The 17321-nt window shown below is 68.8% G+C and carries 11 protein-coding genes; all 11 read right to left on the reverse strand.

The window, feature by feature from the left end:
* Positions 1–37: 37 nt before the first annotated feature.
* On the reverse strand, positions 38–2722 hold the full coding sequence (locus IPP98_05085) for a serine/threonine-protein kinase (protein MBL0178488.1): 2685 nt from the start codon (positions 2720–2722) through the stop codon (positions 38–40).
* 2 nt (positions 2723–2724) lie between these two features.
* Entirely contained in the window at positions 2725–6300 is a 3576-nt protein-coding gene (locus IPP98_05090; GenBank protein MBL0178489.1) for a PD40 domain-containing protein, read from the reverse strand.
* A gap of 62 nt (positions 6301–6362) precedes the next feature.
* Positions 6363–7232, reverse strand: coding sequence for a serine/threonine-protein phosphatase (locus tag IPP98_05095; GenBank protein MBL0178490.1), 870 nt, complete (start codon positions 7230–7232; stop codon positions 6363–6365).
* Positions 7229–9856: a protein kinase gene (locus tag IPP98_05100; protein MBL0178491.1), complete on the reverse strand. Its 2628-nt coding sequence runs from the start codon at positions 9854–9856 to the stop codon at positions 7229–7231. The genes IPP98_05095 and IPP98_05100 overlap by 4 nt, the downstream gene beginning before the upstream one ends.
* A gap of 101 nt (positions 9857–9957) precedes the next feature.
* Complete coding sequence (locus tag IPP98_05105) at positions 9958–10386, reverse strand: type II toxin-antitoxin system VapC family toxin (GenBank protein MBL0178492.1); 429 nt, start codon at positions 10384–10386, stop codon at positions 9958–9960.
* Positions 10373–10684 carry a hypothetical protein gene (locus IPP98_05110; protein MBL0178493.1) on the reverse strand — a complete coding sequence of 104 codons (312 nt, stop codon included), beginning with the start codon at positions 10682–10684 and terminating at the stop codon, positions 10373–10375. Before IPP98_05110 ends, IPP98_05105 begins: the two co-directional genes overlap by 14 nt.
* 50 nt (positions 10685–10734) lie before the next feature.
* Positions 10735–13401 (reverse strand): serine/threonine-protein kinase, encoded by a 2667-nt coding sequence (locus tag IPP98_05115; GenBank protein ID MBL0178494.1) that lies wholly within the window; start codon positions 13399–13401, stop codon positions 10735–10737.
* Positions 13398–14027 carry a hypothetical protein gene (locus IPP98_05120; protein ID MBL0178495.1) on the reverse strand — a complete coding sequence of 210 codons (630 nt, stop codon included), beginning with the start codon at positions 14025–14027 and terminating at the stop codon, positions 13398–13400. Before IPP98_05120 ends, IPP98_05115 begins: the two co-directional genes overlap by 4 nt.
* Before the next feature lie 139 nt (positions 14028–14166).
* On the reverse strand, positions 14167–16425 hold the full coding sequence (locus IPP98_05125; GenBank protein MBL0178496.1) for a protein kinase: 2259 nt from the start codon (positions 16423–16425) through the stop codon (positions 14167–14169).
* Between the two features lie 190 nt (positions 16426–16615).
* On the reverse strand, positions 16616–16990 hold the full coding sequence (locus IPP98_05130) for a type II toxin-antitoxin system VapC family toxin (protein ID MBL0178497.1): 375 nt from the start codon (positions 16988–16990) through the stop codon (positions 16616–16618).
* Complete coding sequence (locus tag IPP98_05135; protein MBL0178498.1) at positions 16990–17277, reverse strand: type II toxin-antitoxin system prevent-host-death family antitoxin; 288 nt, start codon at positions 17275–17277, stop codon at positions 16990–16992. The genes IPP98_05130 and IPP98_05135 overlap by 1 nt, the downstream gene beginning before the upstream one ends.
* Between the last annotated feature and the right edge of the window lie 44 nt (positions 17278–17321).

Here is a 17321-nt window from a genome sequence, read left to right on the forward strand (position 1 = left end):
ATATATATGCTGTCCGTCAAGCGGCCCGTACGGCGCGCTACTTCGCGGCTTGGTCCACGGCGCGTTTCATCTCCCGAACCCAGTTCGGGATGACGCGGAAATAGCCGGGACTCGCCTGCTCGGGGCCTTGGACGTAGATGATGCCACCGTCGTGGGTCGGGACGTTGGACCAGCCGGAGGTGTCGGAGAAACGAGGATCGTTGGCCCACTGCACGGGCGCGCCGCTGGGCTCGCCGGTGGTCGGGTTCACGGTGGCGGTGTACCACGAGGCCCCTTGGCGGAAGAGCACAGTCCTGGGCGAGAGCATCAGCGGCTCGACGCCTTGCGAGGCGATCTGCCACCGCCGCCCTGCAGCGGGGAAGGTGGTCACCATGATCCGGCTGCCGTCCATGCTCTGGTAGGCCACCAACTGTCCGGTGGCGGAGACGCTCGGGAAGCGTGCGCCTCTGAGCACGGTGTCCATCGTGGCCGATGCCCGGCGCGGATCGAAGCGGACCACGAGCGCTCCGAGCCATTCCTGCGCGATCGCCGTGCTGTCGTTCGGATATCCGAGGGCGTCGAAGGTCACGCCAGTGGCCGCGTAACGGGCCAGCGTATCGGTCGGTGTGCCTGCTCCGGGCGTACCTCGAAGAAGCGACCACTGGTCGCCTGCCCGCGCGGCATAGAGAATGGACTGACCGTCCGGGCTCCACATCGGATGCCGGATGATCTCGGCGCGTTGCCAGACAGTGTGTTGCCCGGTGCGCAGGTCGTAGATGCGCAGCTCGTTGAGCGAATTGCCCTGCACGACCGCCGCCAACCAGCGGCCGTCCCGGCTCAGGTCGTAGCGCTGGAAATGCGCCCCCTCGATCGGGAGGGGCACTGGGGCGGCGTTCGAGATGCGGCGCACCAAGCGTCCCTTGGTGACGTCGAGGCCCGGCGCGTAGACCAGCGTGCCATTCTCGGAGACGTCGAAGTGCGCCTCACCGATCGATTCCCGGCGGATGCCCGGGACCAGCGGGACGGCTCGCTGGACCAGGCGGGTCTCTGGGTCGAAGTTCGCCCCGGTGAGCACGCCGTCCGGGCTGATGAAGACGAGGTAGCGCTCGTCGATGATGCGAAACTCGGAGCCGGCAAGCGGGCCGCCAGGCGTGCCATCGCCCTGCAGGGTGCGTACCTCGTATGTGGAGTCGGTCTCGAGGTCGATCATCCGCGCCGCTCCGTTGAAGCCGCAGAGCAATTCCTTCATCGACGGGGCCCAGGTGCCGAGTGGACAGCGGACGATGGAGCGTTCACGTGGCTCGCCACCACCGAGCTTGATCCAGAGCGCCCGGTCGCCATCGGAGCCGAGCGCGAGGAGTTGGTCGGCGGAGATCCAGTCGAGCATGCGCCCATCGAGGAGCGTTGCCAAGGGACGGGGCTCCCCTCCGGCGACCGACACCACCATCACCTGATTGCCGGCGAAGTACGCGACCTGGGTGCCGTCGGGTGACACGCGCGGGACGCTTGCCCCGGTGGTCCCGGGGAATGGTCGGGTGTCGTCGGTGAGCAGGCTGCGATACCAGAGCAAGGCCACCGAGTCAGGCTGCAGGGCGACGTACACGGCGAAGTCGCCGGTGGGGGCAATCGACACGGTCCGGCCGACTGCGCCGTAGGTCGCGTAGCTCGAGCTCGTGTTGATGAAGGAGACTCGGGCGCTGTCGGGTGTCGCGACGTCGTAGACAGCAGGGCCGGCGCTCGCCGTGGTACCGCCACGCCGGCCCAGGAGCCAGCCACCCGCGAGGCACAGGGCGGCCAGCGTCACCCCCGCGACGACGTAGCCGCGCCGCTGCCCGGGGCTGGGGGCCACCGGTCGCGCGGCCGAGCGGGTCGTCGCGCGCGCCGTCGTGCCGCCCGCCAGAGCCGCGGCAAATTCTGCAGCAGTGGCGAAGCGGTCGGCCGGGAGCTTCTCGAGCGCGGTCAGGACCGCGTCCTCGACCGCCTCGGAGATGGTGCTGCGCGTGCGCGAGAGCCCCGACGGCTTTTCGGTGAGCACCTTGGCCACGATCGCCTGCGCGGTGGAGCCGGTGAAGGGCGGGTCACCGATCAACATCTCGTAGGTGACGCAGCCGAGGGCATAGACGTCGGAGCGCGCGCTGATCTCGCGCTCGCCCATCGCCTGCTCGGGACTCATGTAATGGGGCGTGCCGAGGGACATCCCGGTCTCGGTCATCCGGGAGCCACCGGCCCTGCTCGCGGCGAGGGCGATGCCGAAGTCGGCGACCAATGCCTGCCCTTCGTGCAGCAGGATGTTCTCGGGCTTGATGTCGCGATGGATCACGCCGCGCCGGTGGGCGTAGTCCAGCGCCGACGCCACCTCGCTCGCGATCCGCACCGCCTCGCCGATCGGCAGCTGCTTCTCGCGGTCAAGCCGGTCGCGCAGTGTCTCGCCCTCGATGAAGGGCATCACATAGAAGAGGTAGGGGCGAGGCATGCCTCGCCCCTCGTCGTCCCCAGCGGTGCCCGAATCGAAGAGCGGCAGGATGTGCGGATGCTGCAGGTTCGCGGTGGTCTTGATCTCGGTGAGGAAGCGATCGGCCCCGATCACGGCAGCGAGTTCGGGGCGCAGCACCTTGATGGCGACATCGCGGTCGTGCTTGAGGTCGCGCGCGAGATAGACGGTGGCCATGCCGCCGGCGCCGAGCTCGCGCTCGATGGTGTAGCGGTCGGCGAGGGCCGTGATGAGTCGATCTGGCGCGCTCACGCTCAGGGCGTCCGGGCCGCAGGACGAGCCAGTCCGGCGTTGGCCGCTGGCAGCGCATAGGTCCACGGTTGGGTCGGCAGCTTCCGCACGCGCGGATAGATCTCGTCGAGCGTGTTGCCGTCGTAGAGGCGGCCACCAACCATCACCATGCCCACCGAATTGCTGTTGCGGATGTTGACCAGCGGGTCGCGATCGAGGACGATCAGGTCCGCCAGCTTGCCGACTTCGAGCGAGCCGATGTCGGTGCCCAGTCCGATCGCCTCGGCGCCGACGATCGTGGCGGCACGCAAGGCATCGTGCGTCGGCAGGCCGCCGCTTTGCAGCAGCCACAGTTCCCAGTGCATGCCCAGGCCCTGCAGCTGGCCGTGGCTCCCGACACCGATCTTGCCGCCCGCCGCCACGGCCTTCGCCACGTCCTCGGCGTGCTGCCACATGGCGTACTCCTCACGGACAGCGAAGCCCGCCGGGCCAGGCGCGTTCCCCGTGCCGCGGCGGCGGATCTTGGAGGCCAGGTCGATCGGATGCGAGAAGCGGCGCAACTTGGCGTCGTTCACGAGGTCCTCGGTCTGATAGAACCACCCCTCACCGAACGGACCGCCATACTCGACAATCAGCGTCGGCGAGTTGGTCGTGCCGGTCGCGGCATACCACTCGAAGAGATCGCGGTACTTGGGCGTGATCGGCAGGGTGTGCTCGATGCCGGGGTAGCCGTCGATGCCGTGCGTCAGGTTGAGCTTCTGGTCGAGGCCACCTTCGGTGGTCGGCATGATCCCCTGCTCCTTCGCCGCCTGGATGATCCACTGCCGCTGCTGGCGGTTGCCGCTCATGTACATCTTGAGCGTCTTGGTGTCGTAGTAGGTCGAGTAGCGCTTCATCACCTGCCGCGCGTGCTCGAGGTCGCGCACCCCTTCGGCCGAGAAGACGCCGGGGCCGGTGGTGTAGATGCGCGGCCCGATCATCTCGCCGGTGGCGACGCGGTCGCCGTAGGTGAGGAAGTCGGTGGTGGCGGTCTGCGGATCCCGCGTGGTCGTGGTGCCGTAGGCCAGCGTGGCGAGGTACTGCCAGGTCTGGGTGTTGTGGACGCCAGGCGTGAGCCACTGCGGGTGATAGTGGGTGTCCACCATGCCCGGCATGATCACCTTGCCGGCGACGTCGATCACGCGGGCACCGTCGGGAATGGCGACCGTCCCGCGGGCGCCGATGGCGACGATGCGGTCGTCGCGAATCACGAGGTCGGCGTTCTCGATGATCTCGTGATCGCGCATGGTGATCGCCTTGGCACCGCGCAGCGCCACCACACCCCGGGCCTTGTCGCGGGTGGCCTTGACGGACACGCGCTGCTCGGCGGCGTGGTACCCCGGCTTGATCTTGGTGGTGGTATCGGCCTTGGCGAGCGAATCGGCCCGCGCCAGCGAATCCTTCTTGGTGGTGTCGGCACGGAGCAGGGCGATGCGACGCGCGTCCACCGCGAGCGAATCATCCACGACCTGGGCGCGGTCAAGGTCGTAGGTCCAGACGGCATTGCCGAGGCCCCACACCACCCGACGACCGTCACCGCTCCACGCAGGGAATTCGCCACCGACCTCGTTCAGTTTGCGCACCGGGACCGCCGCGCTGGCCGGCGACGCCACCGACACGCTCGGCGCGGCAGCACCGGCCGGCGGAACGGTGACCACGTACAGGTCCATGCCGACCACCGCCAGCGCCTGACCACCCTTGGGCGACATGAGAATCAGTGAGGCCGAGGGAGGCGTCGGGTTGCTCTCGAGGTCGTCGTTCTCCCAGTGCGATTGCATCGGGGTCCCCGCCGCCGCGTCATACGCCTTGGGCGGACGTGGTGCCGCCGGGCGCGCGCCGCGGCCACCGACGAGCCGCGCGGCCTGCGCGTCGAGTCCGGCGTCGAGTGTCATCCCGCCACCTGCGCCCGGAGGCATCGGGCCGGTGACCTTGAGGTGGGTCTTGAGGTCGGTGCCGTCCCAGCGAAACGAGACCAATCCGGCGCTGCCCCCCGAGGCGAAGATCCGGTCGCGATCGGTGCTGAAGTGCGGATTGCTGAGGCCGCCGGTCGGCATGATCATCGTGGCGGCGCCGCCAGTGGCGGGGAACCAGACGAATTCGGCGGCCGTCGGTCCGAAGAAGGCCCCGCCAGCTTCCTGCATTTCACGAGCGGCAGCGCGGGTGGCGACGATCCGGTCCCCGGCGGGCGACCAGGCCAGATCGGTGTAGTAGCCACCGCTGGTGATCGGTTGCGTCGTCCAGGCACCACGGGCGCCGAGCGTGGCGCGCACCACGCCACCGCCCTCGGCATCGGACCACGTGGTCCAGGCCAGCGCACGGGAATCTGGCGACCAGGTCGGCATGAACTCGCCCACGGTTGCCGTGCTCACCCGGCGCGGCGTGCCGTTGGGGAGATCCATCACGTAGATCTTGTCGAGCGACGAGAACGCGAGCTTGGTGCCATCGGGCGACGGGGCGAGGTCGCGGCTCTGATGTGCGGTGAACGTGGCGGTCGTGTCCACGCGGTAGGCGAACTTCACCTCGGGGCCCATCTCGAGGGCCACGTCGGCCTCGAACGGGATCTTGGCCGGCGCGGTGCCATCCACCGGCACGCGCCAGATGCCACCACCGTAGGTCACGACCACGGCACGCGAATCGGGGGTGAATGAGTAGCCGGGGTATGCATCCATCGGCGCGCGGGATTCGGTGTCATCGCGCTGCACCGGGAACGCGAGCCACGATTCCTCTTGCGTCTCGAGGTTCCGGAGCCGAAGGCCGGTCTTGGTCTCGAAGCGGGTGGCATAGACCAGGTACTTGCCGTCGGGCGAAAGCGTTGGTCGGAAGGCCGAGCCGAAGCGGGTGGACATCTGCGCCGTGCGGCCGTTGTCGCGGTCCCAGGTGTACAGTTGGTACTGCGGCCCGACGGCATTGTATTGCCAGTCGCCGGTGCGTGCCGCGAACCAGAGGAAGCGCGGGTCCTTGCCGTAGGCGGCACCGAGCATCTTGAGCGTTGCCGGTGGGGCAGGCGTCGCGGAGAGTGCCACGCCGGTCCCGCCCTTGACGTTGTACATCCAGAGCTTCGCCGCGCCGCCGAGCTGTCCCGACTTGGACGCGACGACGTAGTCGCCATCGGGGGTCCACTCCGGCGAGACGTAGAGGTTGTTGTTCCCCTTGGTCAGCTGCGTGGTGTCCTTGCCGTCGAGCGAGAGCATCCAGACATTTTCCCCGCCGCTCCGATCGGAGACGAAGACCACGCGCTTCCCGTCGGGCGAGAAGCGCGGCTGCACGTCGTACGCCATGCCGCTGGTGATCCGCGTCGCCTTGCCGCCGGTGATCGGCAGCGTGTACAGATCGCCGAGGAGATCGAAGACGATCGTCTGGCCATCGGGCGAGACATCGAGCGAGAGCCACGTCCCCTCGGTCGCCGTGAAGCGATGGGTGCGCGCGGTTTTGAGCGGGAGGGTGACGGCGGCGCTCGCGGCGGCAGTGCCGGCGCTTCCCTGCGCGGCGAGCCGCTCGGCGGAGGTCACGGCCAGCGTGGCGCACACCAGCGTGAGCAGGGTCGTGGGACGAGGCGTCATGGGCATCTGGCGTTCCGGGGTGTGATGGGTGCGCGGGGGACACCCAGGGTCAAGAGGCGAACTCAGGCCGGCGCGCGTCCGGCGAGGATGGTGATGTTGTCGCTGCCGCCGCGGCTGAGCGCAAGTTCGAGCAACTCGCGGCACAACTGCTCCGACGAAGTCATCCGGTCGAGATGCTCGGCCAACTCCGCATCGGTGACGTGCTTGGTGAGGCCGTCGCTGCAGAGCAGGATGACGGAACGGCGGTCGCGGATGTCGAATCGCGACACGTCGGGCTCCGCCTGGTCGCCGCCGATCGCGCTCACCAGGACGTTGTTGAGCGGCGAGCGGGTCACCTTCTCGCGGCTCAGCACACCCTGATCGACGAGCGCCTGCGCCATCGTCTGGTCCTTGGTGACCTGGGCGATCTCGCCCGAGAGGTAGCGATAGCAGCGCGAGTCGCCGACCTGCACCACGTAGACCCACGGCCAGATGATGATGGCCAGGGTGAGCGTCGTCGCCATCTTCGACCCGTCGCCATGGGCCGCCGCCTCGGCGCGCACCGCGGCATGGGCCTGGAACGCCGCCGAGCGGAGTGCCGCCTCGAACTCGCCGTCGTGCGCGCCGCCTGCGAGGTGGTAGCAGCGCAGCGACGACGACACGTAACCCATGATCGCCTCGACGGCGAGTTGGCTGGCTTCCGCACCGCCGGCCACGCCGCCGACGCCATCGGCCACCATCATCAACGTCGCGACGCGCTCACCACGGAGCGGCAACTGCTCGGCGCCGGCGAGCGAGGTGGCGTGCAGCACCACCTGCGGATGGATGGTGGCGAGGAGGAACTGGTCCTGGTTGTCGCGCCGGACCTTGCCCGCGTGCGTGAGCCCGAAGAGGTCGAGTTCGTCGTCGCGCGGACGCTCCGACTCGGTCGTGGTGCTGAAGGCGGTGATCATCCGCGCGGCCGGTCCATGCCGCCGGAGACGATCCGCTTGAAGCGCTCGTTGTTCTTGAGCGGCGTGAACATCGGGTCGGCCTTGAGGTAGCCGCGGGTCACGAACGACTGCCGCGTGAGGATGTCCTCGATGCCGTCCAGGGCCGCCTCCTGTTCGCCGAGGGCGAGATGCATCCGGATGGCCTGCAGGCGCACGTACGTCTCATTGGTCCCGCTCCCCTTCGGGGCGTCGGCAACCGCCTGTGTCATCTCCTTGTTCGCGTCAGCCCCGCGGCCCACATAGGCCAGGCTCACCGCGTACAGACCGCGCAACTGCGGATCCTTCGGCGAGGCATCGACCTGCTGCTTGGCAGTGGCGAGCGAGGAGTCGGCGTAGGCCTTGGCGCGCTTGAGGTCGCCTTGCTGGTGGGCGGCGGTCGCCAGGGACTGCCCCCACCAGGCGATGTCGTTGTCATACGCCGCCGGCGTCATCCGGAAGAGGAGCTCACGCTCCTTGTCGCCGAGGACGTACGCAAGCTCCTGATAGCCGGCGAAGTAAGTAATCAGCTCGACGGCAGGGACGCGCTTGAGCACGTCGGCCACCACCTTCTGGGCGCCGGCGAAGTCACCGGCGCTCAGGTGGGCGAAGGCTGCCCACTGGATGACGTCGTATCCCTTCGGTTCGAGTGCGAGCAGTTCGGCGCTGGTGACCAGCGCCTCTTCCGTCCGCCCCAGATAGATCTGCGCCTGGATGAGTCGGTTCAGGACGCCAACCGATCGCGGGTCGATCTGCCGCGCCTTGGAGAGCTTTTCGAACATCGCCTGATAGTTGCCATCGTCGAGGTCGTACCCGGCGGCGGTATTCAGCGCCCAGATGCTCTTCGGGTCGAGCGCCAGCGCTCGCTCGGTCTCCTGGCGCGCGCGTGGCAGGTCACGGACCACGTTCGCGTAGTAATTGGCCGCGATCAGGTGGGCGCCGGCCGAGTCCGGGGCCAGGCGCACCAGCCGATCGAGCGCCTCCTTGGCACGCCGGGCCACGGCCGCATCGCGGCTCCCGTCGCTGTAGAGCACCGAAAGGTTCCAGGCCAACCCGGCCCACGCCCGCGTAAACAGGGAGTCGAGTGCCACGGCCTGTTCGTACAACGTCGCGCGGGCCCGCGCGCCGCCGGTGCCGATGATCCGCACACCCTGCGCCTTCAGGTAGAGATCGTACGCCTCGGGGTTCTTCGTCAGCGTGCTCGCGAGCGCGTCGGTCGCGGCCTGGCCGAGCACGGTGCCGAGGGCGCCGGTGACGCGGGTGGCGATCTGCCCCTGGATGGTGAAGGCGTCTGCCATCGGGGCATCGAAGGTGTCGCGCCAGGTGACCTTGCCGGTGGCGCCATCAACGAGCTCAGTGGCGACGCGCACCTGCCGTGTGCCATCGGCGCCGCTGGCGTAGCGCACCTTGCCGCGCAGCACCTGATCGACGCGGAGTTCCTTGGCGATCTCCACGTCGGTCTTGGGCGAGGCGCGGTACTGGTCGGCGCTCGCAGACGCCGTCACCGTCAGCTTGGGGACGTGCGAGAGTTTGTCGCGCAGCTCATCCACCAGTCCGTCGGCGAAGTAGGCATCGTCGGCCGTGCCCTGGTTCTCGAACGGCAGCACCGCAAGCGTCTTCTCGGCCGTGCTCGCCGCCGCACCACCCTTGCCGCCGAGCAGCTTGGAGCCGGCCACGCCCGCGGCGAGCAGCACCAGCGCGGCGACGGCGAGCTGCCATGGCCGGACACCGCGCGCCGGGGTGGCCGCCACGACCTCGCCCGACGGCGTGCGCACCTGGTCCTCGGCGCTGTTCAGCGCCGTGACGAACTCCGCGCCGGTCGAGTAGCGGTCGGCGGCGGTCTTGGCGAGCGCCTTCATCACCGTGGTGTTCACGGCGGCGGGGAGCGAGGTGCGGGTCTGGTCGAGCGGACGCGGATTCTCGGTGAGCGAGCGCGCCAGGATGGCCTGCACCGTCGGGCCGGTGAACGGCGGTTCGCCCGCGAGCATCTCGTAGAGGACGCAGCCGAGGGCGTAGATGTCGGTGCGGCCATCGATGTCGGTGGCACCAGTGGCCTGCTCGGGGGACATGTAGACCGGGGTGCCGATCGCGAGGCCGGTCTGCGTCAGCGCCTCGCCGCTGCTTTCCATCGCGCGCGCGATGCCGAAGTCGGCGACCAGCGCGTGCCCGGCACTGAGCAGGATGTTGGCCGGCTTGATGTCGCGATGGACGATGCCCCGCGCATGCGCGTACGCCAGCGCTTCGGCGACCTCGCGCGCGAGCCGCAGCGCCTCGAGCGCCGGCATCTGCTTGTCGCGCGCCATCCGCTCGGGGAGCGACTCGCCCTCGACCAGCGGCATGACATAGTAGAGGAAGCCGTCGGCCTCGCCCGAGTCGTACACCGGGAGGATGTTCGGGTGCGAGAGCTTGGCGGCGATCTCGACTTCGCGCAGGAATCTGTCGGCGCCCATGGACGCCGAGAGTTCGGGGCGCATCACCTTGATGGCGACCTGGCGACGGTGCTTGAGGTCTTCGGCGACGTAGACGGTGGCCATGCCGCCGCGACCGAGCTCGCGCTCGATCCGGTAGCGGTCAGCCAATGCGGCGATCAGACGGGCTGGTGCGCTCACGCGCCTCGCTCGGGTCCGGAGGGATTCAATTGTATCGGGAACCCGGGAAATCTACTGCCGGAACGGGGGTGGCGGAACGGGAGGGCGGCGCAGATTGGGGTCTATGCCAATGGGTGTGACCAGCGGAGTCCGGGGAACCGCGCGAAGTCTCGGTCGGTGGTGATGAACTCGCATCCGGATTCGATCGCCAGCGCCGCCAACCAGGCGTCGGGGATCAAGTTGCCTTTTGCCCCGACCTCGCGACAGAGTCGCTGGAAGATCTCCCAATGCCTCACGCCGGGCGTGATCATGACGGCGTTGGGCTGGCTGCGGAACGCATTCGCGAAGCCAATGGCGGCCTCGATTGGTGCCGGCGGATGGAAGATCCGCGGGTGCGTCGCAATCCGGAGGAAGCCGCTCAACACCTGATCGGACACGGCGTAGGCCTCGTCCGACCGGACCAATCGGTCGAGCCACGATCGATGCAGGGCGTGCTCCGGTGCGCTTTCCCGAAAGGCGTACACGAGCACGTTCACGTCAACCAGTCGCAGGGGAATCCTCCTCGTCCATCAATTCGAGGAGCGCCGCGGTGTCGTCGAGATCGACACCGGGAGCCAGGGTTCCTCCGGCGAACGTCGGCAACGGCGTTCGCCCGCCCTCGACGGAGTCGGAGCGGGTGGTAGTCTGTGCCTCGAGTGCTTCCAATCCGCGACGGAGGATGTCCGACTTGGTCGTCCCAAGTCGCTCGGTGAGGCGCTCCAGGCGCTCCCGATCTGGTGGCTGCAGGTAGACCTGTACCGGCTCCGCCACCCGGGGCGCGGGTTTCTTGTCATCATGACGATACTTCATGAAATCATGATATTGAACGGCGCTCGGGCTGTCAACTCTGCGACGAGTCCCTACCGCTTCAGCCGCGCCGCCAGGTCGGCGAACCAGTTCCGGACCAGGATCACCGTCGGCCGGGCCGTGCCGACCCCGGTTGCCCGCTGCCGCGAAAAGAGGAAGCTCTTGCCGTCGGGGGAGACGGCGAAGGAGGAGTGGAAGAGGTCGAGGTTGTAGCCGTTGGTGTCGAAGAGGGGGCGGAGCTGGACCACCTCGAAGCCGGCGGTGGTGAGCAGCTCGGCGGCGACCAGCTTGTTGGATGCGCTGATGAAGTAGAGCTCCTTGCTGTCCGGGGACCAGACCGGCGACATCCCGCCGCCGTTCGAGACCTGCCACCGCCCGCCGTTTGTGGCGGGGAAGGGGCGCACGTAGATCTCGTTCGCCCCCGATTCGTCGGAGATGTACGCCAGCCAGCGGCCATCCGGCGAGAGCGCCGGGTGCATCTCGGTGAACTTCGAGGCTACCAGCGGCACCGGCGTCGAGTCGCCGCTGGTGCGGACGCCGACGAGGTCGCCGGCGCCGGCGGTGCCGTTGTCGGTGCGGAGCACCAGCCACTGGCCGTCATTCGACCAGATGACCTCCTGAATCGGGCGATCGATCCGGGCCAGGCGCCGCTCCCCACCACTGCCGTCGGCCGCGATGCCATACACACCGCCGCCATTCAGCGAGTCGCGAACGAAGGCGACGGTCTTGCCATCGGGTGACCAGGTGGGGCGTCGGTCCTGCCCGCCGAAGGAGAGCCGTGAGAACGCGCCGGCGTCGAGCTGCTTGAGATAGATCGAGAGGCCGCCACCGGTGGTGCCGGTGCCGACCGCGGCCCGACGGCCATCGGCCGAGAGCGCGAACGAATTGAAGACGCCGGACCAGCTGGTGTCGATCCGCGTGGCGACTCCCTGCCGATCAACGCGGACGAATTCCGAGGTGCCGGTCCCCGCCTTGCCCCGCGCGAAGAGCAGGGTCCCGCTCCGCGAGATGGCGAGCATCGGCACGGTGCGGAAGAGCGCATGGATCGTGGTGCCGTCGAGTACGGCGGTGGCCGGTCCGGTGATCGTCAGCTTGTCGAGGTCGAACGGCGCCACCATCGCGGTGAAGTCGGTCCGGACGTAGAGCAGGTTGCCGCTCGGGAGGTACCACGCCTTCATGACGTCGGGGAGGAGCCTGGTGAGCTTGCTCGTCTTCAGGTCGATGACGCTCATCGTGCTGGTGGCGCAGTTCGAGGTGCAGACCGCCGCGAGCACACCGCGCGCGTCGGGGAGCGCGGTGACGTTGAGCAGGCCGAAGCCCCGGAGGGCGGTGTCCGCGAAGGCGACGGTATAGCCACCACCGGCGGCGCTCACGCGACGGAGTTCCGAGCCAGAAGGTGACGGATAGATGATGGTGTTGTCGTCGAGCCAGGCGAGACCGTACTCCTGCGAGGCGGCCGAGTCGGCGAGTATCATGGAGGCGCCGCCATCAAGCCGCACCTTCTTGAGCTGCCGATCGGCGGTGAAGGCGATCCACTGGCCGTCCGGCGAGAAGGCGGGCGTGGCGCCGCGCTCGGTGCCGGGAATGGCGGCCGCTTCGAGGCGGTCGGCACGCTTGAGCCAGATCGGACTGTTCTGGATGCTCTTGCGGAACAGGATGTTCTCGCCGGTCGGCGAGATGGCGAGCATCGAGCCGGGCTGGTCAAACTCGAGCGAGTCGCTGACGACGATCGTCTGCCAGTTGGGTGCCTCGACGGGTGCGGGGCGGAACCACGCGAACGCTGCGGCCGCGAGCGAGAGCACCGTCACGCCGCCGAGCAGCGCAACGGCGCGGTTGCTGCGCGGCGTGGCCGCCATGGCGCGGGTGCGCGAGGTCGCGGCGGTCGCGAGGGTCGGGTTGACCAGTGCGGCGGCGAATTCGGCGGCGGTGGCGAAGCGATCGGCGGGGAGCTTCTCGAGCGCGCGCAGCACCGCCGCCTCGACGGACTCGGGGACCGCCTTTCGCTGCGAGCCGATCGCGCGTGGTTCCTCGGTGATCAGGCGCGCGACGATCGCCTGCACGGTGGGGCCGGTGAAGGGGGCTTCACCCACGAGCATTTCATATGTCACCGCGGCGAGCGCGTAGATGTCGCTGCGGGCGTCGATCTGCTTCTCGCCCATCGCCTGCTCGGGACTCATGTACTGCGGCGTCCCGAGACTGAGGCCGGTCTGCGTCATCCGCTGGCCGCCGGCGGACTGCACGGCGAGGGCGATGCCGAAGTCGGCCACCAGCGCGTGCCCGCCCTGCAGCAGGATGTTCTCGGGCTTGATGTCGCGGTGGATCACGCCGTGTTCGTGGGCGTACTGGAGCGCGTCGGCGACTTCGCGCGCGGTGCGAATCGCTTCTTCCACCGGAAGCTGACGATCACGCTCGAGGCGTGCGCGCAGCGTCTCGCCGGTGACCAGCGGCATCACGTAGTAGAGCAGGCCGTCGGCCTCACCCGAGTCGAGCAGCGGCAGGATGTGCGGATGCTGCAGGCGGGCCGTGGTGCGAATCTCGGAAAGAAAGCGCTCGCCACCCAGCGCCGCGCCCAGGTCGGGGTGCAGCACCTTGATCGCGACGTCGCGATCGTGCTTGAGGTCGTGCGCGAGGTAGACGGTGGCCATGCCGCCCTGGCCGAGCTCGCGCTCGAGGCGATAGCGGTCGGCGAGGGCGGCGGTGAGGCGGGCGTGGGTGCTCATGGTTTGGCCGCGGGGCGCACGCGCTCGAAGAGGTATTTGCCGGGATAATCGGGATGGCGACGGATGCCGGGGAAGGTCAACTCCAGCCGTCCGTCCTTGAGCAGGCGGAAGCGGCGCTGCGTGTCGCGGCCCGTCACGCGGCCACGTTCGAGCACGAGTGCGTCTTTTTTCCACTCCGCGCGCGTGCGATACAACGCCGTCCCGACGGCTTCCTGTCGGGCGAGCCCATCGACGGTCCACCACATCGCCGACGCCCCGTCGGCGAAGATCGTCACGGTCGAATCCTCGACCGCGAAGGCGATCGAATCGCGCGGGTTCGTCTCGACCCAGAGTGGATACGCGTCGCTGGCACGCGGCGGCACCGGAAACGGACCGGGGGCCCAGCGGATCTGGTCCACGGGCACGAGCGGCTGCTGGGCGATCGGCAGGTCGGGGCCAGTGCGGGGCGCGCGGGTCGTGTCGTACGCCGGATGCTTCGAGACCAGGTACCAGGTGCCGGCCAGCGTGCGCAGCGTCGGTGTGGGGGCCGACTGGCCAACGGCGTTGGACGCCGGTGCGAAGGCGACGACGACGAACGCCACCACAAGGCGCAAGAGGATCGGGCGACTGGAGTGACGGGCACGCACGCTCACAGGAGCTCTCGGGTCGCAGGGGCAATTGTGATGGGAAGCCTCGAAAGATACGGCCAATCCGCCGATCGGGCGAAACACGACCTACGACCTACGACTTACGACTTACGACCTCTAACGACCAACGCCTAACACCTCACCCATCCGCCAACCCCACCCGCACCACCATCGGCCAATACCGCGGGTCGTGCCGGATCGGGTCGAGCCGCGGATGCATCCGCAGCCAGATCACCCCCGACGCCTTCTCGGCGATCGCCGTCTCGAGCCAGGCGAAGGCCTCGTCGACGTCGCCGAGCGAGGCGTGCACGGCGGCGATCCCCCACGCCGAGACGACGCGGCTGCTCCTGGCGGCCGTGAGCTCAGCGAGGATGCGCCGCGCCTCGGCGGTGTTGCCGGCGGCGGCTTCGAGATGGGCGAGCCCGAATGACGGACCGGCAATGCCGCCCGCGAGCTTGCGCCCCTCCTCGTAGGCGGCGCGCGCCTCGTCGAAGCGGCCCAGCGCCTCGAGACTGCGCGCCATGTCGGTGTGGGCACCGTCGAAGCGCGGGTCGAGCTCGATCGCCATGCGATACTGGAAGACCGACTTCTGGTACTCGCGCGCATAGTAGAGCGCGTCGCCGAGCACCGTGCGGATGATCGACGAGAGCGGGTCGAGTTCGATCGAGCGAGTCGCCGCGGCCACCGCCTCGTCGATCCTCCCGAAGGCACAGAAGGATCGCGACAGCATGTTGTGTGCGAAGGCATGGCCCGGATTGAGTTCGACGGCCTTCTGCAGCATCGCCATGCCACCCGCTGCGTCGCCGCTCATCGAGGCGATGAAGCCGAGCGAGGTCCAGGCGTCGGCCAACTTCGGGTCGAGCTCACGCGCCCGTTCCGCCGCCGACCACGCCTCCGCCCCCGCTTCCGCCGGCGACGCCATGCCGCGCCCGACACGGAGCACCTGGCAGTCGGCCAGTGCCGACCAGGCCGCGGCGTAGCTGGGGTCGAGTTCGAGGGCGCGCCGTGCATAGCGCAGCGCCAACTCCACCGCGTCCTTGGTGCCCGCAAACATCGAATGTCGCGCCTTGAGCACTTCAAGGTGCGCCTCGGCGTTGACCACCTGCCGTCGCGCGAGGTGACCGGCCTCCTCGGGAGTGAGCTGCACGGCGACTTCTCTGGCCACGGTCTCGGCCACATCGCTCTGCAAGGCGAGCACGTCGTCGAGCTGACGATCGTAGCGATCGGCCCAGAGCGTCTGGTCGCTCCGCGCGGCGACGAGCTGCACGCTCACGCGCACGCGGGCGCCCACAAGATGGGCCGACCCTTCGAGCACGGCGTCGACATTCAGCTCGCGCGCGATCTCGGGGAGCGTCTTGGTGCTCCCCTTGTACTGCATCGCCGAGGTGCGCGAGATGACCCGCAGCGCCTTGATCCGCGAGAGGTCGGAGATGATCGCTTCGGTGAGGCCGTCGGCGAAGTACTCCTGCGACGGGTCGCCGGAGACGTTGCGGAGCGGGAGGACGGCGATCGCGCGGATGGTGTCGCGCGCGGGCACGGCCACGGGACCCGACGACGGTCCGCTGCCGAGCGAGCGGAGTGCGGCGGCCACGGCGGTCGCGGTGGCGGGGCGCCGCGCGGGGTCCTTGCTCAGGCAGGCGTCGATCAACTCGTCGAGTGCGGCGGGGGCATCGGCGCGTAGCGAGCGGACGGCGGGCGGGGCGCTGCCGAAGATCTCGAACATCAGCGCCTCGGGGCGCTCCTTGAGGAACGGTCGCCGGCCCGTGGCCATCTCGAAGAGCATCACGCCGAGGGCGTAGATGTCGGTGCGACTGTCGTCGGCGTCGCCGGTGAGCTGTTCGGGCGCCATGTAGGGGAGCGAGCCGATCAGCATCCCGGTCTGCGTGAGCTTGCTGGCCTCGCCGTGGCTGCCCATGAGCCGGGCGATGCCGAAGTCGAGGATCTTCGGCGCCCCAGCTGGCGTGAGGACGATGTTCGCCGGCTTGAGGTCGCGGTGGAGGATGCCGCACTGGTGCGCCTCGGCGATCGCATCGGCGATGGCGGCGCCGATTTGGGCGACCTCGTCAATCGGCAGCGGACCGGAAGCGAGCCGCGTCTCGAGCGAGCCGCCGCTCACGAGCTCCATCACCAGGAAGGCGGTGCCGTCCTGGGCATCGAAGTCGTAGATCGTCGCGACGCCGGGGTGCGAGAGCCGCGACAGCGCCAGTGCCTCGCGGCGGAAGCGCTCGGTGGTGGTGGCATCGGCCGCGGTCCCCGGGGCGAGCAGCTTGATGGCGACTTCGCGATCGAGGTTGGCGTCGTGGGCGCGCCATACTTCGCCCATCCCGCCCGCGCCGAGGCGATCGAGCAGGCGGTAGCGGCCGAGGGTGGTGCCGAGGGCGGTGAGGCGGTTGCTCATGGATGGCTCCTCGCCGCGAGCTCGGGGCGGTAACAGTCGCGCAGTGCTGTGGCGAGACGATCGGAGACGCTCAGGGAGCCTTCCGGAAACGGGAGCCGAATTGTCGGGGGGAACGCGTGAAGTTACTGCCGGATCAGAGGTTGGGGAACCGGGAGGACGATGATCGATGATCGATGATCGATCATCGAAGTCACGTCTTGAACCCCAGCGCCTCCGCCACCGCCCGCTGTCGATCGTCCAATGTCAAAAAGGTGAGTTCGGAGGGGTCCGGTGCGAGGGAGAGCGCCGTGGCGAGGTGCCACGCATCGGCGCCGCGGACGTAGCCCGCCTTGAAGACCCGCTCGAGTTCCTCGCTGAGGGTGCGATCCTGGAAGATCCACTGGACCAGCTCGAGCTCCGCGAGGTTGGGTTCGACCTGCTCGCGACGCAGGGCGCTGCGCCATTCCGCCTCGAGTAGGGGGGAGGCGTACAACTCGAAGCTGGTCAGGGCGTCTCGAAATCGCTCCGCGCCCGGCTGGCTGAATCGGATCGCGACCACGACAGAGGTGTCCAGGTAGGCCAACATCAGTCGCGATCGTCCAGGAATCGCTGCAGCGCACCCTCGCGATACTCCCCGATCGGGAAGGCCCGGGGGTCGTCGGGCGTCGTCCGCGCCGGCGTGATCAACCCCTTGGCGCGCAGTTCCGCGACCCGTGCCGCCAGCGTCGTCGCCTTCGGTTTCGGCTCGATCGGCCGCAGCTCGGCGACCGGCTGCCCATGGACCGTGATAACAAAGCTCCGCCCCTCGCGGACCTGGCGGACCAGCGCCGAGAGCTTCGCCTTGGCGTCGTAGATGGAATATTCTTCTGGCATGGGGTATAATCTGGTCAGACTAGTCAGACTAGTCAATGTTACAA

This window comes from Gemmatimonadota bacterium, assembly GCA_016720805.1.
Taxonomy (GTDB): Bacteria; Gemmatimonadota; Gemmatimonadetes; order Gemmatimonadales; family GWC2-71-9; genus Palsa-1233.